The organism is Nonomuraea sp. B5E05 (assembly GCF_039880665.1).
Taxonomy (GTDB): Bacteria; Actinomycetota; Actinomycetes; order Streptosporangiales; family Streptosporangiaceae; genus Nonomuraea.
The window spans coordinates 25,427-46,269 of sequence record NZ_JBDPMJ010000041.1 but is presented as its reverse complement, the minus strand read 5'-3'; the positions used below and the strand labels follow the sequence as shown (position 1 = coordinate 46,269).

The 20,843-nt window shown below is 70.8% G+C and carries 17 protein-coding genes; 15 read left to right on the top strand and 2 right to left on the bottom strand.

The window, feature by feature from the left end; genetic code table 11:
- Positions 1-4: 4 nt before the first annotated feature.
- The 9 genes from mreD to obgE all read left to right on the top strand — a co-directional run bounded on the left by mreD (position 5) and on the right by obgE (position 12,384).
- The gene (gene mreD / locus ABGB01_RS42130) at positions 5-469 is read left to right on the top strand and encodes a rod shape-determining protein MreD (RefSeq protein WP_347779603.1); all 465 of its coding nucleotides are present in this window, start codon (positions 5-7) and stop codon (positions 467-469) included.
- Positions 466-2,511 (top strand): penicillin-binding protein 2, encoded by a 2,046-nt coding sequence (gene mrdA, locus ABGB01_RS42125; protein WP_347779601.1) that lies wholly within the window; start codon positions 466-468, stop codon positions 2,509-2,511. Before mreD ends, mrdA begins: the two co-directional genes overlap by 4 nt.
- Positions 2,508-3,674 (top strand): rod shape-determining protein RodA, encoded by a 1,167-nt coding sequence (rodA, locus tag ABGB01_RS42120; protein WP_347779600.1) that lies wholly within the window; start codon positions 2,508-2,510, stop codon positions 3,672-3,674. The genes mrdA and rodA overlap by 4 nt, the downstream gene beginning before the upstream one ends.
- A 67-nt stretch (positions 3,675-3,741) precedes the next feature.
- A complete protein-coding gene (locus ABGB01_RS42115; RefSeq protein ID WP_347779599.1) occupies positions 3,742-5,652 on the top strand; it encodes a TIGR03960 family B12-binding radical SAM protein in 1,911 nt (636 codons plus the stop codon).
- Positions 5,653-5,805: 153 nt separating this feature from the next.
- Positions 5,806-6,558: a TIGR03936 family radical SAM-associated protein gene (locus tag ABGB01_RS42110; protein ID WP_347779598.1), complete on the top strand. Its 753-nt coding sequence runs from the start codon at positions 5,806-5,808 to the stop codon at positions 6,556-6,558.
- A 639-nt stretch (positions 6,559-7,197) separates the two neighbouring features.
- Positions 7,198-10,047 carry an Rne/Rng family ribonuclease gene (locus ABGB01_RS42105; RefSeq protein WP_347779613.1) on the top strand — a complete coding sequence of 950 codons (2,850 nt, stop codon included), beginning with the start codon at positions 7,198-7,200 and terminating at the stop codon, positions 10,045-10,047.
- Positions 10,048-10,272: 225 nt separating this feature from the next.
- Positions 10,273-10,575 (top strand): 50S ribosomal protein L21, encoded by a 303-nt coding sequence (gene rplU, locus ABGB01_RS42100; RefSeq protein ID WP_132638318.1) that lies wholly within the window; start codon positions 10,273-10,275, stop codon positions 10,573-10,575.
- Positions 10,576-10,590: 15 nt separating this feature from the next.
- Positions 10,591-10,848: a 50S ribosomal protein L27 gene (rpmA, locus tag ABGB01_RS42095; protein WP_132516546.1), complete on the top strand. Its 258-nt coding sequence runs from the start codon at positions 10,591-10,593 to the stop codon at positions 10,846-10,848.
- A gap of 183 nt (positions 10,849-11,031) precedes the next feature.
- Positions 11,032-12,384, top strand: a complete 1,353-nt coding sequence (gene obgE, locus ABGB01_RS42090) for a GTPase ObgE (protein WP_347779596.1) — start codon at positions 11,032-11,034, stop codon at positions 12,382-12,384.
- Positions 12,385-12,666: 282 nt separating this feature from the next.
- Here obgE and ABGB01_RS42085 read toward each other — a convergent pair whose 3' ends face one another.
- Positions 12,667-13,437 carry an SDR family oxidoreductase gene (locus ABGB01_RS42085; RefSeq protein ID WP_347779595.1) on the bottom strand — a complete coding sequence of 257 codons (771 nt, stop codon included), beginning with the start codon at positions 13,435-13,437 and terminating at the stop codon, positions 12,667-12,669.
- Positions 13,438-13,491: 54 nt separating this feature from the next.
- On the opposite strand from ABGB01_RS42085, the gene ABGB01_RS42080 reads away from it, so the two are divergent.
- The 5 genes from ABGB01_RS42080 to ABGB01_RS42060 all read left to right on the top strand — a co-directional run bounded on the left by ABGB01_RS42080 (position 13,492) and on the right by ABGB01_RS42060 (position 18,968).
- A complete protein-coding gene (locus ABGB01_RS42080; protein ID WP_347779594.1) occupies positions 13,492-14,091 on the top strand; it encodes a helix-turn-helix domain-containing protein in 600 nt (199 codons plus the stop codon).
- A gap of 1 nt (position 14,092) precedes the next feature.
- A complete protein-coding gene (proB, locus tag ABGB01_RS42075; RefSeq protein WP_347779611.1) occupies positions 14,093-15,220 on the top strand; it encodes a glutamate 5-kinase in 1,128 nt (375 codons plus the stop codon).
- Between the two features lie 84 nt (positions 15,221-15,304).
- Positions 15,305-16,576, top strand: a complete 1,272-nt coding sequence (locus tag ABGB01_RS42070; protein ID WP_347779593.1) for a glutamate-5-semialdehyde dehydrogenase — start codon at positions 15,305-15,307, stop codon at positions 16,574-16,576.
- Between the two features lie 49 nt (positions 16,577-16,625).
- On the top strand, positions 16,626-16,814 hold the full coding sequence (locus ABGB01_RS42065) for a hypothetical protein (protein WP_347779591.1): 189 nt from the start codon (positions 16,626-16,628) through the stop codon (positions 16,812-16,814).
- A gap of 81 nt (positions 16,815-16,895) precedes the next feature.
- Positions 16,896-18,968 (top strand): protein kinase, encoded by a 2,073-nt coding sequence (locus ABGB01_RS42060; RefSeq protein ID WP_347779589.1) that lies wholly within the window; start codon positions 16,896-16,898, stop codon positions 18,966-18,968.
- A gap of 67 nt (positions 18,969-19,035) precedes the next feature.
- Here the strand turns inward: ABGB01_RS42060 and ABGB01_RS42055 are convergent, their stop codons facing one another.
- The gene (locus tag ABGB01_RS42055; RefSeq protein ID WP_347617747.1) at positions 19,036-20,058 is read right to left on the bottom strand and encodes a M48 family metallopeptidase; all 1,023 of its coding nucleotides are present in this window, start codon (positions 20,056-20,058) and stop codon (positions 19,036-19,038) included.
- A gap of 96 nt (positions 20,059-20,154) precedes the next feature.
- Here ABGB01_RS42055 and nadD point away from each other — a divergent pair, with 96 nt between their 5' ends.
- Positions 20,155-20,772, top strand: a complete 618-nt coding sequence (nadD, locus tag ABGB01_RS42050) for a nicotinate-nucleotide adenylyltransferase (protein WP_347779588.1) — start codon at positions 20,155-20,157, stop codon at positions 20,770-20,772.
- Positions 20,773-20,843 lie beyond the last annotated feature (71 nt).

The following is a 20,843-nucleotide window of genomic DNA, read 5'->3' as shown; positions in this document are numbered from 1 at the left end:
CGCGGTGATCGGGGGGTTGTCCGTGGTGATCGCGCTGCTGGCGCAGGTCATGCTGGTCAACCGGCTGCCGCTGCCCGGCGGGGGTGCGCCTGACCTGGTGCTGCTCGCCCTGATCGGGACGGCTCTGTCGCGCGGGTCCGCGTCGGGCGCGATGCTCGGGTTCTTCGCCGGGCTGCTGGTCGACGTCATGCCGCCGACCGCGCACCTGCTCGGCCAGTACGCGTTCGTGCTCGCGCTCGTCGGCTACGTCGCAGGGCACGGCGCGGGCGGGCCGGTGACGACGGTCGTGTTGTGCGTGCTGATGGCGCCGCTGCTGGCGGCCGGCGTGGGCGGGCTGATCTCCGATTCCCGGGTGACGATGTCCACGCTGACCGAGCAGGTGCCGGTCACCGTCGTCTACACGCTGCTGGTCTCGCCGCTCGTGATCTGGCTGACCACGCGTGCCGGGCGGGCGAGGTTCAGGACATGATGCGGATGCGGGCGCGGCTGCTGGTGCTGCACGTTCTCGTGTTGACGCTGCTCGTCGTGCTGGCCATGCGGCTGTGGCAGGTGCAGGTGGTGCGCGGGCAGGAGTTCGTGACGCGGGCGACGGAGACCCGGACACGCACCGTGATCGTGCCGGCCGTGCGCGGGCAGATTCTCGACTCGTCCGGCCGGCCGCTGGTGCGCAACAAGACCGCGCTGGTCGTGTCCGTGGACCGTACACGGCTCTCGAGGATGCCCGACGGCGGTGTGAAGGTGCTGCGCAAGTTGTCCGCGGTGCTCGACAGGCCGGTGGCGCACCTGCAGCAGCGCATCACGCCGTGCGGGCCCGGGATCGCCAAGCCGTGCTGGACGGGCTCGCCGTACCAGCCGGTTCCGCTGGACGAGAAGGTCGACACCCGTGAGGCGTTGCAGATCCTCGAGCGACAGGAGGAGTTTCCCGGGGTCACGGCGGAGATCCACTCCGTCAGGCAATATCCGGGAGGCAGGGCAGGCGCCCAGATGCTCGGCTACCTCCAGCCGGTCACCGAGGCGGAGCTGGAGAAGCGCGAAGGGCTCAAGGCCAGCTTCTCGGGGGTGGACCTCGTCGGGCGTGACGGGCTCGAATACGTCTACGACGAGGCGCTGCGCGGCAAGGCGGGGCTGCGCAGGGTGCAGGTCGATCGGATGGGCAAGGCGCTCGGCGTCGAGGAGCAGACCACTCCCATTCCGGGCGACCACCTGGTCACCAGCATCGACTCCCGCGTCCAGAACGTGGTGGAGAAGGCACTCGCACGGGCCATGAAGTCGGCGCCGGCAGCCGACGGCGGGGCCGGGGTGGTGCTCGACGCCCGCACCGGGAGGGTCGTGGCGCGGGCCCGCGCCCCCGGCTACGATCCGGCGATCTGGGCGGGCGGGATCTCAGCGCGCGGATACCAGTGGCTGATGTCGGAGAAGTCCGGCAAGCCGCTCGTGTCGCGGGCGATCAACGGCCAGTTCGCGCCGGGTTCGACGTTCAAGGTCTCGTCGGTGACCTCCATGCTGCGGGCCGGCTACCCGCTCAACGGCAAATACAGCTGCCCCGGCTCCGTCATGGTGGGCGGACGGGCGTTCAACAACTTCCGCGGCATCCCCCTGGGCACGCTCGACCTGCACATGGCGCTGGTCAAATCATGCGACACGATCTTCTACCAGGCCGCCTTCGAGCAGTACTTGAAAGACGGCGGCCGCAACCCGAAGAAGACGCCGAAGGAGGTGTTCGCCAACGTGGCGAGGTCCTTCGGCTTCGGCGGGCCGACGGGCATCGACCTGCCGGGCGAGTCGTCGGGGCGCATCCCCGACCGGGCCTGGAAGAAGGACCTGTGGAACCGCACCAGCGCGGTCAACTGCGAGCGGTCGCGTAAGGGCTATCCGGAGGTCAAGGACCGTGCGCGGGCGGAGTTCCTGAAGCGTCTCGCGCTGGAGAACTGTACCGAGGGGTTCCTGCTGCGGCCGGGTGACGCGGCCAACTTCTCCATCGGCCAGGGCGACGTGCTGGTGACGCCGCTCCAGCTGGCGAGGGCCTACATGGCGCTGGTGACCGACGGAAGGCTGCGCAGCCCGCGCATCGGGTGGGCGCAGGTCAGGCCCGACGGCAAGGTGGTCAAGACCATCGACGTGCCGGTGGTGGGCAAGCTGCCGCTCAGCGAGAAGGAGCGGCGCTACATCAAGAACGCGCTCAGCCAGGTGCCCTCCGACGGCACCGCCGCGGGCGCCTTCGCCGGATTCCCGATGAACAAGGTACGCATCGGCGGCAAAACCGGCACCGCCGAGGTCTGGGGCAAGAAGGACACCGCGTGGTTCGCCTCGTTCGCACCCACCCAGAACCCTCAATACGTCGTGGTCGTCATGATCTCTCAGGGTGGGATGGGCGGCTCGGCGGCGGCGCCGGCCGCGCGCGAGATCTACGAGGGCATCTACGGCATCAAGCGGCCCCCGGCGGTGCCCGGCGGGCGGTTGACGACGCGGCTGCCGACGTTCGCGCCTGACGGAACGGTGGCAAGAGGATGACGGGCCGCACGGCCGCTGTCCGGCGCCCCTCGCTGCTGCGGCGGGTGGCGGGCGAGAACTCGGCCGTGCGGCGCTTCGACGGGCTCATGCTGGTCGCGGTGGCCGGGCTGTGCGTGATCGGCACACTGCTGGTGTGGTCGTCCACCCGCACCTGGGCGCCGGGGGCGACGGGATTGGTCAAGAAGCACCTGCTCAACCAGGCGCTGGGTGTGGTGCTGTGCGGCATCGTGGCCTCGATCGACCACCGGGCGATGCGGGCGTACGCGCCGCTGGTGTTCCTGATGTCCCTGGTGGGTCTGGGCCTGGTGATCACTCCGCTGGGCGCGACGATCAACGGCTCGCACTCGTGGATCCTGCTCGGCGGCGGGTTCGCGGTGCAACCGTCGGAGTTCGCCAAGGTGGGCCTGCTGCTGATCACGGCGATGCTGCTGGCGCAGCCGGCGGAGGGGTCCGACCGGCCGCGCGGGTTCGACGTCGTGCTGGCGCTGCTCGCCGCGGCGCTCACGATCGGGTTGGTGATGCTCCAGCCCGACCTCGGCACGGCTATGGTGCTGGCGGTGATCGCGGCGTCCGGGCTGATCATCGCGGGGGTGCGAAAACGGTTGATCGCGGCGCTGACGATGGTGGCGGGCGCGGGAGTGTTCGCGGTGTTCTACTTCCAGTTGCTGGAGCCGTACCAGGTGGCGCGGTTCACCGCGTTCGTCGATCCCAGCGTGGATCCGCGAGGGGTGGGCTACAACAGCACGCAGTCGCTGATCGCGATCGGCTCGGGGCAGCTGCTGGGCAAGGGGCTGCTGGGCGGCGGGCAGACGACCGGGCGGTTCGTGCCCGAGCAGCACACCGACTTCATCTTCACGGTGGCGGGGGAGGAGTTCGGCTTTCTCGGGTCCGTCACCGTGGTGCTGCTGCTCGGCGTGGTGCTGCTGCGCGGGCTGAAGATCGCCAGGCAGTGTGAGGACCGGTTCGGGACGCTGGTCGCGGGGACGATCGTGTGCTGGTTCGCGTTCCAGATGTTCATCAACGTGGGGATGACGATCGGGATCATGCCGATCACCGGGTTGCCGCTGCCGTTCGTGTCGTACGGCGGCACGGCCACGTTCGCCAATCTCATCGCGGTCGGGTTGTTGCAGGCCATCAGGGTGCGCGGTCATTCGTTCACCTGAAAGGCCCTCGGGGGCGGCGCATGGGCCCCGGACCTCTCACCCTCAGATCGCCGCTACCCTTGACGGTATGCCTGTCGAGTCGATTTTCCACCGCCTGGAAGCGTTGCTGCCGAAGGTGCAGAAGCCGATCCAGTATGTCGGGGGCGAGCTCAACTCGACCGTCAAGGACTGGGACTCCGCCGAGGTGCGGTGGGCGTTGATGTATCCCGACGCCTACGAGGTGGGCCTGCCCAACCAGGGTGTGGCGATCCTCTACGAGATCCTCAACGAGCTACCGGGCACGCTGGCCGAGCGCACCTACGCGGTCTGGCCCGACCTCGAGGCGCTCATGCGCGCCGAGGGCATCCCGCAGTTCACCGTCGACGCGCACCGGCCGGTGCGCGCCTTCGACGTGCTCGGGGTGTCGTTCTCGACAGAGCTCGGCTACACCAACATGCTGACCGCGCTCGACCTGGCCGGCATCCCGCTGACGGCGGCCGACAGGGGCGACGACGACCCGATCGTGCTCGCGGGGGGCCACGCGGCCTTCAACCCGGAGCCGATCGCCGACTTCCTCGACGCGGCCGTGCTCGGCGACGGGGAGCAGATCTCCATCGCCATCTCCGAGGTCGTCCGCGAGTGGAAGGCGGAGGGCCGCCCCGGCGGCCGTGACGAGCTGCTGATGCGGCTCGCCGAGTCGGGTGGCGTCTACGTGCCCAAGTTCTACGACGTCGACTACCACGCTGACGGCCGCATCAAGCGGGTCGCGCCCAACAGGGCCGACGTGCCGTGGCGGGTGCACAAGCACACCGTGATGGATCTCGACGAGTGGCCCTACCCGAAGAAGCCGCTGGTTCCGCTGGCGGAGACGGTGCACGAGCGGTTCAGCGTGGAGATCTTCCGCGGCTGCACGCGCGGTTGCCGGTTCTGCCAGGCAGGCATGATCACCCGGCCGGTGCGCGAGCGTTCGATCACCACGATCGGCGCCATGGTCGAGAACGGCGTCAAGGAGTCCGGCTTCAACGAGGTCGGCCTGCTGTCGTTGTCGTCGGCCGACCACTCCGAGATCGCCGACGTCGCCAAAGGCCTCGCCGACCGCTACGAAGGCACCAACACCTCGCTGTCGCTGCCCTCGACCAGAGTCGACGCGTTCAACATCGATCTGGCCAACGAGTTCTCCAGGAACGGCAGGCGCTCGGGCCTGACGTTCGCGCCCGAGGGCGGCTCCGAGCGCATGCGCAAGGTGATCAACAAAATGGTCACCGAGGAAGATCTGATCCGCACCGTCACCACGGCCTACTCCCAGGGGTGGCGGCAGGTCAAGCTCTACTTCATGTGCGGGCTGCCCACCGAGCAGGACGAAGACGTGCTCGGCATCGCCGACCTGGCCAAGAAGGTCATCAAGGCGGGTCGCGACATCACCGGCAGCCGGGACATCCGGTGCACGGTCTCCATCGGCGGTTTCGTGCCCAAGCCGCACACGCCGTTCCAGTGGGCCGCCCAGGCCGACCACGAGACCGTCGATCGGCGGCTCAAGGCGCTGCGCGACTCGCTCAGGGGCGACAAGCAGTACGGCAAGGCCATCGGCTTCCGCTATCACGACGGCAAACCCTCGATCGTCGAGGGCCTGCTCTCGCGCGGCGACCGCCGCGTGGGCGCCGTGATCCGCGCCGTCTGGGAGAGCGGCGGCAGGTTCGACGGCTGGAGCGAGCACTTCTCCTACGAGCGCTGGATGGCGGCGGCCGAGCAGGCCGGCGTCGACGTCGCCTGGTACACCACGCGCGAGCGGGAAGAGAACGAAGTCCTCCCGTGGGACCATCTCGACGCCGGGCTCGACCGCGAATGGCTCTGGCAGGACTGGCAGGAGGCCGTTACCGGCGGTGAGGTCGAAGACTGCCGCTGGACCCCGTGCTACGACTGCGGAGTCTGCCCCACCATGGGGACGGAAATTCAGATCGGCCCTACCGGGCGAAAACTCCTTCCTCTGACGGTGGTCTAGCGCGCTCAGTGGGCGAGCCGTGTCACGGCGTACACGTACACACGCCGGCGCGGCTTATCCTGAGTGGAAGGAACTCTTACAAGGGAAGGACGACAAGCTCTGAAACCTGTTCCCGAAGGGCCTCCGCCCGCGCCCACGGTGCAGCGCCTGCGTGTGCGTTACGCCAAGCGCGGCCGCCTGCGCTTCACCAGCCACCGCGACATCTCGCGGGCCGTCGAAAGAGCGGTCCGCCGTGCCGGCATTCCGGTGGCCTACAGCGCGGGCTTCTCGCCTCACCCGAAGATCTCCTACGCGGGCGCGGCGCCGACCGGCGTCGCCAGCGAAGCCGAATACCTCGAGATCGGTGTTACCACGCCGTGCGTTCCGGAGCAGGTCAAATCCGGCCTCGACGGGTCGTTGCCGCCCGGGCTCGACGTGCTCGACGTTGTGGAGGCGGGGCCTGGTGGTCTGGCCGACCGCTTGGAGGTCTCCGACTGGGAGGTGCGGCTGCCCGGTGCCGACCGCGAGCTCGCCGAGGTGGCGGTGGAGAAGTTTCTCGCGGCAAGCACGGTGGACGTCGAGCGCCTCACCAAGAAGGGCCCCCGCCGCTTCGACGCGCGGGAGGCCGTCCTGAGGCTCGTGGTGTCCGAGGGAACAGACAGAACCGCAGCTCAGGTGCATGGACGGCCGTGTGTCATACTGCGCATGGTTGTTCGGCACATGACGCCTGCCGTTCGACCCGACGATGTGCTCACAGGGCTGCGCCTTGTGGCCGACTTCGCGCCGCCGGTTCCCCCCGAGGTGACCAGGCTGGCGCAGGGGCCGCTCGACGCCAGCACCGGTGCGCTTGCCGACCCGCTCGACCTGGACCGCGACACGACGCGCGGCGGCGAGGCGGGACCGGCGGGTGAGCACGTCGCCGGTTAAGGAAGTGCCCTGCGCGAGCCGGGCACGACCGTTGACAGGACTTGGCGCCGGCGCCCCCTCATCGGGGGAGCCGGCGGACAACGAGACACGAGGGCTCCTGCGCGGCGCGGCGACGCGCCCGGGAGCTGACGGGAGAGCGCCCGCATGCTCGACAACGAGCCCAACGCCGGGGCCACTGGCCCTGACGGGGAGACAATTGAACAGCCCGAGGTGACCAAGCGTCGCCGTTCCGCCAGCAGGCCCGCGGGTCCGCCGCCGGAGCCCGACGAGCCGGCCTCCGTTCCGGTCACCGTCGCAGCCGCGCAGGCGGCGCCGTCGGTGGCTGAGGTGCAGCCGGTGCAGATCAACGCCGTGCAGCGTGCCGCCGGTGAGCCCGCACCCGAGATCTTCGCGGAGGCCGCCACCACGACGGCTGCGCCCACGACCGCCGATCGTCCCGGCACGGCCGAGCAGGCCGCTGGAGCGCCGGGCCCGGCCGGTGGCGCTGACACGGCCGGCGGAGTTCCGGGCAACGGCGGCACGGCCGGCGGGGTTCGAAGCGCCGGCGACACTGGCGAGGCCGCAGGTGCCGGCGGCACGGTCGTTGAGGCCGCGGCCGGTGGCACGGTTGCCGGAGCTCCCGACGCCGACGGTGGAGGGATGAGCGCGGCCGGTGCCGCTGACGCAGGCACAGGTGCCGGTGCGACGGCGGCCGAGGAGAAGCCCAAGAGGGCCACGCGGACACGGTCCACGGCCACGACGACGCGCCGGCGTACCACGAAGAAGGCCGCTGAGGCGCAGGCCGAAGAGGCGGGAGCGCTCCCCGAGAGCGCGGCGTCCGCCGAGGAGGCCCCGGCGAAGCGGCGCAGGACCCGCAAGAAGGCCGAGCCTGGGTCCGGCGCGGTCGCCGAAGAGCAGGACGGCGTGACGACACCCGCCGGTGGCGCGGCCGCTGTGGGCGCGCCCACAGGCGGTGCCGAGGCCGCCGCCCCGTTCGGCACGGACGAGGGCGCCGGCGGCCGTGACACCGAGGACCTGGCCGCTGACGTCGCCGCCGTGGCGGCTGGCGAGGCCGAGGTCTCGCAGGCCGGCGCGCGGACGGCTGTTCCGGCAAGGGACGCACGGGCCGGCGCGGGGACGGCGACCGAGGGCTCGTCGGCCACGGCATCCGGGGCCGAGCGTTCCGGGGCCGAGCGTTCCGGGGGGGACGTCGAGGTGGCGCCCTCCGGCGCGGACGTGGCGCCTTTCGCGGCCGCCGGCGCGCAGGACGGCACGCAGGACGGCACGGGGGACGGCACGGGGGACGACGAGGACATCATCGAGATCCTGCCCGAGGACGAGCCGCTCGACGACGAGCCCGCGGGCGAGGACCTCGACGAGGACGTCGACCGTCCGAGCCTGCTCGCCGACCCGTTCGGGCTGACCGCGCGCAGGCAGGACGAGCCGGGCGCCGCGTTCCAGCGGCCCGCTGCCATCTTCGCGCCGTTGTTCCAGGCGCCCGACCCCAGCAAGGCCAAGCCCGCCGTCACCAGGCGGGCCGAGCCGCCGCAGCCGGTCGCCGAGCCGGAGGAGGCCGAGGAGCCGGTCGACGAGACCGCGAACGAGGACGAGCCCGACACCGACACCTCCGACGAGCAGGAAGACGAGGGCGGCGGCCGTCGCCGTCGCCGCCGTCGCGGCGGCAGGGGCCGTGGCAAGTCCCGCGAGCGTGACGAGTCCGAGGACTCCGACGAGCAGGAAGAGGACTCCGACGAGGGGCAGAGCGAGGAGACCCAGGAAGAGGAGAGCTCCAGCTCGCGCCGCCGCCGCCGGCGTCGGCGCCGTGGCACGGATGAGGGCGTGGAGCCGGCCGGCGACGACCCCCCGAACACGGTGGTGCGCATCCGCGCGCCGCGCTCGGGACGTTCGGCCGGACTCGACACCGCCACTGACGGCGTGCAGAGTGTGCGCGGCTCGACCAGGCTCGAGGCGAAGAAGCAGCGCCGCCGCGAGGGCCGCGAGCTCGGGCGCAGGCGCCCGCCGATCATCACGGAGTCGGAGTTCCTGGCCCGCCGCGAGTCCGTCGACCGGATGATGGTGGTGCGCAGGCAGGGCGACCGCACCCAGATCGCGGTGCTGGAGGACGGCGTGCTCGTCGAGCACTACGTCAACCGCGAGGCCAGCCAGTCCTACGTCGGCAACGTCTACCTCGGCAAGGTCCAGAACGTGCTGCCCTCGATGGAGGCGGCGTTCGTGGACATCGGCAAGGGCAGGAACGCCGTCCTGTACGCCGGTGAGGTGAACTTCGACACGGCCGGTCTCGAAGGCCAGCCGAAGCGCATCGAATCGGCGCTGAAGTCGGGCCAGTCGGTGCTCGTCCAGGTCACGAAGGACCCGATCGGGCACAAGGGTGCGCGGCTCACGTCGCAGATCAGCCTGCCAGGCCGCTATCTTGTGTACGTTCCCGACGGGTCGATGACCGGCATCAGCCGCAAGCTGCCCGACAAGGAGCGCGCACGGCTCAAGAGCATCCTGAAGAAGGTCATGCCGGAGAACGCCGGCGTGATCGTGCGCACCGCCGCCGAGGGCGCCTCGGAGGAAGAGCTGGCCCGCGACGTGGCCCGCCTGTCAGCGCAGTGGGAGAACATCCAGAAGAAGGCCAAGTCGGCCAGCCCGCCCGAGCTGCTGTCCGCAGAACCCGACCTGACGATCAGGGTCGTGCGTGACGTGTTCAACGAGGACTTCACCTCGCTGGTCGTGCAGGGCGACGACGCCTGGGACACCGTCGACGAGTACGTGAAGTACGTCGCGCCGCATCTGGGCGAGCGCCTGTCGAAGTGGGACGCCGGCCAGGGTGACGTGTTCGAGTCGTACCGGATCGACGAGCAGCTCGCCAAGGCGCTGGAGCGCAAGGTGTGGCTGCCGAGCGGCGGTTCCCTGGTGATCGACCGCACCGAGGCGATGACCGTCGTCGACGTCAACACCGGCAAGTTCACCGGCCAGGGCGGCAACCTCGAGGAGACCGTCACGCGCAACAACCTGGAGGCGGCCGAGGAGATCGTCCGCCAGCTCAGGCTCCGCGACATCGGCGGCATCATCGTCATCGACTTCATCGACATGGTGCTCGAGTCCAACCGCGACCTGGTGTTGCGGCGCATGCTGGAGTGCCTGGCCCGCGACAGGACCAAGCACCAGGTGGCCGAGGTGACCTCGCTGGGGTTGGTCCAGATGACCCGTAAGCGGGTCGGTCAGGGCCTGCTGGAGGCGTTCTCGACGGTCTGCGACTGTTGCAACGGGCGCGGCCTGATCATCTCCACGGAGCCGGTCGAGGCCAAGCCGGAACCGCGCGGCACGCAGGGCAAGATGGCCGTCGAGAAGGCGGTCTCCGACAAGGTTTCCGCGGCGAAGGTCTCCGGCAACCGTGATACTGTGACCGGTGCGCTTGAAGAAGTCCCCGCTGAGGACGACCAAGCCAGCCAGACTTCTGGCAGGGGGCGGAGACGTTCCCGCCGAGCCAAGTCAGCCGAGTAACTTCGGCAGACTTCCGACGTTCCGTCCGGTTCGCCTAGGGCGCCGTTAATCCGGTACCCTGGTGAATCGGTGCGTCAGGTGACGTGCCCTGTTGGCGCGCTTACTCGGTTCGTCGGTTTTGACAGGCCGAATGACAGGCGCAGCATTCGGAGTCAGCGGCCATCCCCGCGCGGGGTGGCCGGGTCTCAGTGCAGTGCAACAGTGAGTCAGTAGAAGGGTTCCGCGGTGTACGCGATCGTTCGTTGCGGCGGCAGGCAGCAGAAGGTCTCCGTCGGTGACGTCCTCGAGGTGGACAAGGTCGCCGGCGAGGTCGGCTCTTCGGTTTCGCTGCCGACGGTGCTCGTCGTCAACGACGGCGATGTGACCACGGAGGCGGGCAAGTTCACGGTCAACGCCGAGATCCTCGGCGAGACCAAGGGCCCCAAGATCCGCATTCTCAAGTACAAGAACAAGACCGGTTACAAGAAGCGCCAGGGTCACCGCCAGCGGTACACCCAGGTGAAGATCACCGGCATCGACCAGGCCTGATCGGGAGTTTGAGAGATGGCACACAAGAAGGGCGCGTCGTCCACCCGGAACGGCCGTGACTCCAACGCTCAGCGCCTGGGCGTCAAGCGCTTCGGCGGCCAGCTGGTCAATGCGGGCGAGATCATCGTCCGCCAGCGTGGCACCCACTTCCACCCCGGCGACAACGTGGGGCGTGGCGGCGACGACACGCTGTTCGCGCTGGCCGCCGGTCACGTGCAGTTCGGTGTCAAGCGCGGGCGCCGGGCCGTCAGCATCGTTCCCGTCACGGAGTAGTTTCCTCCCGGGTTTCGCAGCCAAGGGGTGGATCGATCGAGTGTCGATCCACCCCTTGGCGTTTTTCGGGGATGTTCTGCGGCCCCGCGCTTGTTGAACAGGCGACCGCCCGGCGTGAGGACTGCCGCCGGGCTCGTTCGTGTAGTGGAGATGCCCCTGCCGGGGTGATGGAGAGGGTGCTTGATGCCGGACTTCGTGGACCAGGTGGTCCTGCACATCAAGGCCGGTGACGGGGGGAACGGGTGCGCCTCCATCCACCGGGAGAAGTTCAAGCCGCTCGGCGGCCCCGACGGGGGCAACGGCGGGCGGGGCGGCGACGTCGTCCTCGAGGTCGATCCCAACACCGCGACCCTGCTCGACTACCACTACCGCCCGCACCGCAAGGCCGGCAACGGCAAGCAGGGGCAGGGGTCCAACCGCGACGGCGCCAACGGCGACGAGGCGGTCCTGCCCGTGCCCAACGGCACCGTGGTGAGGGACAGCGCCACGGGTGAGGTGCTGGTCGACCTCGTGGGGGTCGGCACTCGCTACGTGATCGCGCAGGGCGGGCACGGCGGCCTCGGCAACGCGGCGCTGGCCACCACCCGGCGCAAGGCTCCCGGGTTCGCGCTGCTCGGCGAGCCCGGCGACGAGCTCGACGTCATGCTGGAGCTCAAGAGCGTCGCCGACGTGGCGCTGGTCGGCTTCCCCAGCGCCGGGAAGTCGTCGCTGATCGCCGCGCTGAGCGCGGCCAAGCCCAAGATCGCCGACTACCCGTTCACCACCCTCGTCCCCAACCTGGGCGTGGTGACGGCCGGCGACACCGTGTTCACCGTCGCCGACGTGCCCGGGCTGATTCCCGGGGCGTCGCAGGGCAAGGGGCTCGGGCACGAGTTCCTGCGCCACGTCGAGCGGTGCGACATGCTCGTGCACGTCATCGACTGCGCCACCATGGAGCCGGGGCGCGATCCGATCACCGACTACGAAGTGATCGAAGCGGAGCTGCGGGCGTACGGCAAGCTCGACGACCGGCCGCGGCTGGTCGTCCTCAACAAGGCCGACGTGCCCGACGCCAGGGAACTGGCCGAGATGGTCACCCCGGACTTCGAGGCGCGAGGACTGAAGGTCTTCACGATCTCGGCCGCCACGCATGACGGGCTGCGCGAGCTCACGTACGCCATGGGCGAGTGGGTGGCCGCCGCCAGGGCCGCCAAGCCGGTCGAGGAGCCCACGCGGCTGGTGATCCGGCCCAGGCAACTCGGGGACGCCGGCTTCCGGGTGCGGCGGGTCAACGACAACCTGTTCCAGGTCACCGGCGAGAAGCCGGAGCGGTGGATCAGGCAGACCGACTTCAGCAACGACGAGGCCGTGGGCTATCTCGCCGACCGGCTCGAACGGCTCGGGGTGGAGGAGGAGCTGGCGAAGGCCGGCGCCCGCGCGGGGGTCGAGGTGGTCATCGGGCCCATGGAGGGCGGCTACGTCTTCGACTGGCAGCCGACGCTCCACGCCGAGTCGATACGGCAAGGTCCGAGGGGCTCCGACAGCCGCCTCGGGTAGGCCTTCTCCTGGGGCGCCCGTCCCGTCCCTGCCGGGCGAGTGCCCGTGCGGGGCGGTGGCGGCGGATGCCTTCGGGACGCTCGTGCGCGGGCGAGCCTGGTCCGTGTCAGGTGCCGGGGGGTCCCGTGGCGGATCAGGGTGACGGGTGGCGGTGATCCCCGTGCAGGCGGGCTTGTGCCTGGCTCCGAGCGTCTCCGCCGGGGGCACGGCGTGATGGTGTACGGCCTGCGCACGGTCAGGACGAGGGCTTGCGGAGGGGCGGCTCGACGCCGGCCTGCCCGGTCAGGGGCGGAGGGTGGCTTCGGCGCCGCCGTCGGCGTAGAGGATCTGGCCGGTCATGAAGGCGTTGTCCGGGCTGACCGTCCAGGCGAGCAGGGACACGATCGCGGAGACGGGCCCGGGGAATCCGAGGGGCTGGGGCATCATCGAGGACACGAGCGCGCGGGTGGCCGGATCGTCCAGGAACATCGTTCTCGCCGTCTCCGTGTCCACCACACCAGGTGCGACCGCGTTGAGCGGAATGCCGGCCTCCGCCCAGGCAGGGCTGACGGCGGCCCGGCGGAGCCAGCGGTTGAGCGCCAGCTTGGTGGACGGGTAGACGATGCGGCCCCGGCCGGCCTCGACGGCGGTCGTGACGGCTGTCACGGCTGCCTCCTCGTCCATGGACAGGCACGCGTCGACGATGGTGTCGTCGGCGGCCACGATCGCGCTCAGCGAGGAGACGGCGACCGCCCTGGGCTGGTCCGATCCGGCCAGAAGGGGCCGGAGGCGCTCCAAAGTCGCGATCGTGCCGAAGAAGTTGAGCCGCGCGGTGAGCGGCGACGGGACGGCGCTGCCGGCTACGGCGATCAGGCCGTCGACCCGGCCGTCCGAGGCCTCCGCCACCTCTGAGGCGAGCCGTTCGCGGCCCTCCGGGGTGGTCAGGTCGGCGGTCACGTCGGCGTCGCGCACGTCGCAGCGGATCACCCGGTCGCCGCCCTTCTCCAGGTGGTCTGCGGTGGCGGCGCCGATGCCCGACGCGGCGCCGGTGACGACGTAAGTACGGATTCCCATGGACAATTACTACATCGAATGAATAGATGCAGTCAATGTAGTAATGTGAGCTTCATGGCGGAGGGGATGAGGGAGCGGAAGAAGCGGCGTACGCGCGAGACGCTGATCGCGGCGGCGGTGGAGCTGTTTCGGCGGCAGGGCTACGAGGCGACGACCGTCGCCCAGATCGCGGCCGCGGCCGACGTGTCGACCAGGACGTTCTTCCTGCACTTCCCCACCAAGGAGGACGTCGTCCTGGCCGACGCCGGCATGCGGGTCGAGCTGGCCGTACGGATCATCGAGGGGCGGGGGGCGGACGAGTCGCTGCCCGACGTGCTCGCCACGGCGGTCGAGCGCATGATCAGCGAGGTCGCCGGCTCCGACCTGGCCACCGGGATGGCCGACGTCCGGGTGGAGCTGATGCTGACCGTCCCCGACCTGCAGGCCTGGATGCTGCGGCGGCTGCTGGATGCGCAGCGGCGCATCGTCGACGCGCTGCGCCGGAGCTATCCGGAGGAAGGCGACGTCGTGGCCGTCGGGGCGCTGGTGGGGGCGATGATGGGGGCGGTGACCTCGGCCGCCGCGTACGCGCTGCGCCGGGGTGACACGCCGGAGGAGGTCACCGCCGCCATGCGCGCGGCGGCCGGGCGCGTCGCACTTTCCAGCAGCCGATAAGCTGCCAGATGTGCGGGAACAGCTCAGTTCGGCGTCCAAGGTCGTTGTCAAGGTCGGCTCCTCCTCGCTCACCACCCCTCAGGGCATGATCGACGTCGACCGGGTCGACGCGCTGGTGGACGTGCTGGCGGCGCGGGGCCTGGCCGGAACGCAGATCGTCCTGGTCTCCTCGGGAGCGATCGCGGCGGGCCTCGGCCCGCTGGGGCTGACCGCGCGACCACGTGATCTGGCCACCCAGCAGGCGGCCGCGTCCGTCGGGCAGGGTGTGCTCGTCGCCCGCTACACCTCCTCCTTCGCCCGCTACTCCCTGCGCGTCGGCCAGGTGCTGCTGACCGCCGACGACATGATGCGCCGCGCCCACCACGCCAACGCCCAGCGCACTCTCAACCGGCTGCTCGAGCTGGGCATCGTGCCCATCGTCAACGAGAACGACACGGTGGCCACCGACGAGATCCGCTTCGGCGACAACGACCGGCTGGCGGCGCTGGTGTCGCACCTGATCCGCGCCGACGCCCTGGTGCTGCTGTCGGACGTCGACGCGCTCTACGACGGCCCGCCGAGCCGCAGCGGCTCGCGCCGGCTGACGGAGATCCGCGGCGCCGGCGACCTGATCGGGGTCGAGCTCGGCAGGAACGGCGCGGCCGTGGGCACCGGCGGCATGGTGACCAAGGTGCAGGCGGCCAGGATCGCCACCGGGGCCGGCGTGCCCGTGGTGCTCACGGCGGCCGCTCACGCGGCCCAGGCGCTGGGCGGAGCGGACGTCGGCACCTACTTCCACCCCGGCGGGCGCCACCCCGGCACGCGCCTGCTGTGGCTCGCGCACGCCACCACCGGGCGCGGCCGGCTCCACCTCGACCAGGGCGCGGTCGACGCCATCGTGGGCCGGCGCAAGTCGCTGCTGCCGGCAGGGGTGACGTCGGTGGAGGGCGAGTTCGCCGCCGGCGACCCCGTCGACCTGTGCGAACCGAAAGGCCTCGTGGTGGCACGCGGCCTGGTCAACTTCGACGCCGCCGAGATCCCCGGCCTGCTCGGGCGCTCCACGTGGGAGCTGGCGAGCACGCTGGGTCCGGAATATGAGCGCGAGCTGATCCACCGTGACGACATCGTCATACTGGAAGCCCACAGTTGAGAGCCGGATGCCCGACCGACGGGCCCCGGTGACGAAGGACGGCCGGGGCGCCGGGCGCCCCGGGCAGCGGAGCGGAGCGTAGCCATGAGCACAGAGTTCCTGAAGGTCGCCCACGCGGCGCGAGAGGCCGCCGCCGAGCTGGCCCCGCTGCCTCGGGCGCCGAAGGACCGGGCGCTGCGCGCCATCGCCGATGCGCTGGTCGCGCACGCGGTGCCGATCGTCGAGGCCAACGCCAAGGACGTCGAGCAGGCCAGGTCCCAGGGCACCGCCGAGGCGATGATCGACCGGCTGCGGCTCGACGAGGCCAGGGTCGCGGCCATCGCCGAGGCCGTGCGCCAGGTCGCCGATCTGCCCGACCCGGTCGGCGAGGTCATGCGCGGCGCCACGCTGCCCAACGGGCTCGAGCTGCGCCAGCTCAGGGTGCCGCTGGGGGTGATCGGCATCATCTACGAGGGCCGGCCCAACGTCACCGTCGACGCCGCCGCCCTCTGTCTCAAGAGCGGCAACGCGGTGCTGCTCAGGGGCTCGTCCAGCGCTCACTCCTCCAACGCCGCCCTGGTGCGGGTCATGCAGGACGCCCTGGCCGGCACCGAGGTCCCGGCCGGGGCCGTGCAGCTCGTCCCCGGGCTGACGCGCGACTCGGTCAAGGAGCTCATGCGCGCCCGCGGCCTGGTCGACGTGCTGATCCCGCGCGGCGGAGCGTCGCTGATCAACTCGGTGGTCGAGGAGTCCACCGTCCCGGTGATCGAGACCGGCGTCGGCAACTGCACCGTCTACGTCGACGCCGACGCCGACGTCGACCTGGCCGTGAAGATCCTGGTCAACGCCAAGGCGCAACGGCCCTCGGTGTGCAACGCGGCGGAGACGTTCCTGGTGCACGCCGACGTGGCCGACGCGTTCGTGCCCAAGGCGCTGCGGGCGCTGGCCGAGGCGGGCGTGACCGTCCACGGCGACGCGAGGATCGCCGCCTACGGCGAGGTCGTGCCGGCCACGGATGACGACTTCCGCGCCGAATACCTCTCGCTCGACATCGCCGCCGCCGTCGTCGGCTCGCTGGAGGAGGCGGTGGCCCACATCAGGCGCTACGGCTCCGGCCACACCGACGCCATCGTCACCAGGTCGCAGGGGGCCGCCCGCAGGTTCGTCGCGCTGGTCGACTCGGCGGCCGTGGCGGTCAACGCCTCGACGAGGTTCACCGACGGGGGCGAGTTCGGCTTCGGGGCGGAGATCGGCATCTCCACACAGAAGCTGCACGCGCGCGGCCCGATGGGGTTGCCCGAGCTGACGTCCACCAAGTGGATCTACACCGGTGAGGGGCATTTGCGCACGTCGGAGGGCACGGTGGTGGCCGGTTAACCGGCGTGTCGGCATGGCCGGCGCCTGACGACGCGGTTTGACTGGGGGCATGGAAATTGTCGTCGCCCTCGCCCTCATGGCCGCGGTGTTGTTCGGCGCCGACCGGCTGCTGCTCCGGCTGGAGAGCCGTGGCCGGGTCAACTGGCGCAGGAACAATCGCAGGCGGCTGTCCGAGGCGCCCACAGCCGAGCTCGACAGCATGTTGTCCGGCGGGCCGGCCACTCACGGGCGCCATTAACCTTCGGCGTGCCTCACGCGGTGACTCGCGTCACGGCGCTAGGGTTGTGTCCCTTATGGGCGCGCCGGGCGGGGAGGGACGGTGAGCAAGCTCGGCAAGGTGGGGCCGTACACCCTGGTCGAGCGGCTCGGCCGCGGCGGCATGGGAGAGGTCTATCTCGCCTCGTCCCGTCGCGGCGAGCACGTCGCACTGAAGGTCCTGCACGACCTTGCCGAGGACGAGACCTCGCGCATCAGGCTGGAGCGCGAGGTCCGCGCGCTGCGCAGGGTCGAGAGCCCCTACGTCGCCAAGGTCCTCGACGCTGACCTGGGCTGCGCTCGCCCCTACCTGGTCATGGAGCACATCGAGGGCGCCACGCTGCTCGATCGTGTACGGCAGAAGGGCCCGCTCGACGACGCCGACCTGGTCGACCTCGCCCAGGGCATCGCGGCGGCGCTGGCGATCATCCACGCGGCCGGAGTCGTCCACCGAGACCTCAAGCCGGGCAACATCATCATGGGCGCCGGCGGGCCGGTCCTGATCGACTTCGGCATCGCCCAGGTGCTCGACGCGACCCGGCTCACCATGACGGGCACGTTCCTCGGCACGCCCGGCTACACCGCGCCCGAGATCTTCGCCGACGAGCACGTCGACTCGCCCGCCGACGTGCACGCGTGGGCGGCCACGGTGGCGTTCGCGGCGACCGGGCGGCCGACGTTCGGGCGGGGCACGGCCGAGGCGCAGATGTACGCGGTGCTGAACGGGCAGGCCGACCTCAAGGGCGTGCCCGTGCAACTGCTGCCCCTGCTGCGGGCGGCGCTCAACAGGGAGCCGGGCAAGCGGCCCACGGCGGCGTTGCTGGCCGATCGGCTGTCGCGGCTGGCCAGGGCGGCGAGCGGGGCCGATCCCGAGCCCGCGGCGACCGGTGGACGGGCCGTCGAGGCGGCCGAGGAGGCCGGCAAGGGCACGGCCGTACGCAGCCGCACGACGGAGGACTCGGCGCGCGGACGGGCCGGTGGCACGGGTGTGGACGGCAAGGTGCCCGCTCCACGCGGCCGTACGACTGCCGACGGCAAGGGCGTGGCGGCGCGCAGCCGTGACAACGCGGACGGCGCGGCGGTCCGGAGCCGGGCGGCCACGGACGGTCCAGCCGCGCGCAACCGCGCGAACCCGGACGGTTCGGCCGCGCGCGGCCGGTCAGGGGCTGACGGAGCCGCCGTTCGTGGCCGCGCGGGCACGGACGGGGCCGCGGCGCGGAGCCGGGCAGGCGCGGACGGGGCCGCCCGGAACAGGGCGGGTACGGAGGGATCCGCCCGGAGCCGGGCGGGCACGGACGGGGCCGCCCGGAACAGGGCGAGTACGGACGGGGCCGCCCGGAACAGGGCGAGTACGGACGGGGCCGCCCGGAACAGGGCGGGCACGGACGGAGCCGCGGCACGGAACCGCACGGACGGGGTTGCCGCGGCGCGGAGCCGTGTTCAGGCCGAGGGTAAGGTGCCCGCGCCGCGGAGCCGCGCGAGCGTCGACGGCAAGGTCACGGGGCCGCGCGCCAAGGTGACCGCGCCACGTCAGCGGACGGCGGCGGCCGTACGCGCGAGGGCCGTGACCAAACCGCAGGACAAGCGGAAGAAGGGCCTGCGCTCCGAATCGTCCACCACGCTGCCAGCGGGCAACGGCGCCCTGCTGTTGCTCGCCGCGCTGGCCGTGCCGTGCGTGGTGACCTCGGTGATCTGGCCGATCGCCTCCATCGCCATCACGACGGTGCTCGTGGTGCTGACCAGGACCCTCTGGATGAGCCACTGGCTGGTCAGGCACCGCAGCTCACGGGCCACGCGCGTGGTCCTTCGCGTGCTGCTCTTCCCGCTCGCGCTCGCGGCGGCGGCGACGACGGCCGCCGTGTGGCCCGGCGTGCCCGTCGCGGTGGCGTCGGGCGGGGCGCTCTGGGCGACCGGCGGGGGCGAGATCGACGCTGACTGGTGGCAGCAGCCGGCGCCGGTGACCGTGGCCGGCGTGGTGTTCGGGATGTTGTGCGGTGGCTTCACCGGGCGCGAGATCGAGCGCATCGGCCAGCGCCTGCCCGATCTGCGCAGGGAAGGGCTGCGCGCACTGGCCGTGCTGGGCGGGTTTGTCGCCCTGTGCGCGGCCGCCGTGCGCGCCATCGCCCTGCTGCTCTGATCCGCCGTCGCCGTGCGCGGCGGATCACGCGGTCGATCACGCTGATCGGCCGCGTGCGGCGCTCCCGTCAGCCCTGGCCGCCGTCGCGGCGGGAGAAGCGGTTGAAGATGCGCTCGCCCGCGTTGACGGCGCCCTCGGCCACATCGCGCAGGACGCCGATGAACGGGTCCTGCGACTGCTGCCATGAGGCGCGGTAGGACTCGGCCGCGGCCTTCATCTCGTCGGTCACCCGGGCGTTGGCGTCGTCTTCCCTGCGCGGGTAGTCGCCGCCGATGATCCGGTCGTATTCGCCGCTGCGCTGCCACTTGTCCAGCTCCGCCACGCGCACCACCGCGAACGGGTGGGTGGTGCCGAGCAGGTTGAGCACCTTGAGGAAGCCGTCGCGAAGGTCGCCCGCGGTGTCGTATTCCTGGTATTGGGCCAGGAACGCCTCGATGTTCATCTCGTGGGTGTAGTCGCCGCCGGCGAGCTTCATCAGCGCGCGCTTGGCCGCCTCGGGGTTCTGCCCCGTGAGCAGGCCGCCGCGGTCGGAGGACAGCTCGGACTTGCGGTACCACTCCTCCAGGCCCGCGACGATCGCGCGCAGGCCGATGTAGCCGAGCGGGATCCAGGCGACGCGGGTGGCGAGGCGGGTGAGAATGTCGAGCATCGTCCGGTAGACCGCGTGCCCCGACAGGATGTGCGAGGTCTCGTGGCCGATGACGAAGCGCTGCTCCTCCTCGTTCATGAGGTTGAGCAGACCGGTGGTCACGACGATGAACGGGTCGTCGAAGCCGATGGCCTTGGCCTGGACCTGCGGGTCCTGCTGGACGTAGATCTCGGGGATCCGGTGCAGGTCGAGGGTGTAGGCGGCGTCGCGGCCCATGTCGTAGAGCGCGCGGAACTGGGTCTCGCTCACGCGTACGGCCGACGCGAGGTACATCAGGCGCAACCGGCGCTCGCTGACGAGGCCGGACATCTGCTTGAGAACTGTGTCGAACCCACTCAACTTACGCAGAGCGACCAGGGCGGACCGGTCTGCGGGGTGTTCGTAGGCTCGGGACGATATGCCGGGCAGTTGGACGCGGTTGCGGTCCGGGGTGGTCGTCATGCCCGGCATGCTACGTCCGCAGGGGAAGCGATGCGCGGACATCACTCAGGGGGGTGCCATCATGTTGTCATAGGACGTCCGCGTAAGGTCCGTTTCATGATGAACGCGCCTGGTGTCCAGGGGAAGCGGCGAGTGGGTGTGATGGGTGGGACGTTCGATCCCATCCATCATGGGCACCTTGTCGCGGCCAGCGAAGCGGCCCACCATTTCCATCTCGACGAGGTCGTCTTCGTACCGACCGGACGGCCGTACCAGAAGTCCGAGCGTGAGGTCTCGGCGGCGGAGGACCGCTATCTGATGACGGTCATCGCGACGGCGTCGAACCCCCGCTTCTCCGTGAGCAGGGTGGACGTGGATCGCCCCGGCCCTACCTTCACTATCGACACATTGCGTGATGTATCGGTAGTTTATGGTCCGCAGACCGAGCTCTTCTTCATCACCGGCGCCGACGCCCTCGGCGCCATCCTCGGCTGGCAGGACGCCGGCGAGTTGTTCGAGCTGGCCCACTTCGTCGGCTGCACGCGCCCCGGCCACACGCTGCACGACCCCGGCCTGCCCGACGGCAAGGTGACGCTGCTGGAGATCCCCGCGCTGGCCATCTCGTCGTCGGAGTGCCGGCAGCGCGTCGCCAAGGGCGAACCGATCTGGTATCTGGTGCCTGACGGGATCGTGCAGTACATCAACAAGCGCGGGCTCTATCACGCCACCGGCTGAAGGTCGTCACGCTGCGGGTGAGGGGTTTCGGCCCGGAAGGGTACGCTCAACATAAGGCATGCTGCCGACAC

Excerpts from the sequence above, each read along its gene's own strand:
- ABGB01_RS42105 (WP_347779613.1), top strand. The coding sequence starts at position 7,198 with ATGAGCGCGGCCGGTGCCGCTGACGCAGGCACAGGTGCCGGTGCGACG.
- obgE (WP_347779596.1), top strand. The coding sequence starts at position 11,032 with ATGCCGGACTTCGTGGACCAGGTGGTCCTGCACATCAAGGCCGGTGAC.
- nadD (WP_347779588.1), top strand. The coding sequence starts at position 20,155 with ATGATGAACGCGCCTGGTGTCCAGGGGAAGCGGCGAGTGGGTGTGATG.
- ABGB01_RS42115 (WP_347779599.1), top strand. The coding sequence starts at position 3,742 with ATGCCTGTCGAGTCGATTTTCCACCGCCTGGAAGCGTTGCTGCCGAAG.
- rodA (WP_347779600.1), top strand. The coding sequence starts at position 2,508 with ATGACGGGCCGCACGGCCGCTGTCCGGCGCCCCTCGCTGCTGCGGCGG.
- ABGB01_RS42085 (WP_347779595.1), bottom strand. The coding sequence starts at position 13,437 with ATGGGAATCCGTACTTACGTCGTCACCGGCGCCGCGTCGGGCATCGGC.
- rpmA (WP_132516546.1), top strand. The coding sequence starts at position 10,591 with ATGGCACACAAGAAGGGCGCGTCGTCCACCCGGAACGGCCGTGACTCC.
- ABGB01_RS42080 (WP_347779594.1), top strand. The coding sequence starts at position 13,492 with ATGGCGGAGGGGATGAGGGAGCGGAAGAAGCGGCGTACGCGCGAGACG.
- mrdA (WP_347779601.1), top strand. The coding sequence starts at position 466 with ATGATGCGGATGCGGGCGCGGCTGCTGGTGCTGCACGTTCTCGTGTTG.
- ABGB01_RS42055 (WP_347617747.1), bottom strand. The coding sequence starts at position 20,058 with ATGACGACCACCCCGGACCGCAACCGCGTCCAACTGCCCGGCATATCG.
- ABGB01_RS42065 (WP_347779591.1), top strand. The coding sequence starts at position 16,626 with ATGGAAATTGTCGTCGCCCTCGCCCTCATGGCCGCGGTGTTGTTCGGC.
- ABGB01_RS42070 (WP_347779593.1), top strand. The coding sequence starts at position 15,305 with ATGAGCACAGAGTTCCTGAAGGTCGCCCACGCGGCGCGAGAGGCCGCC.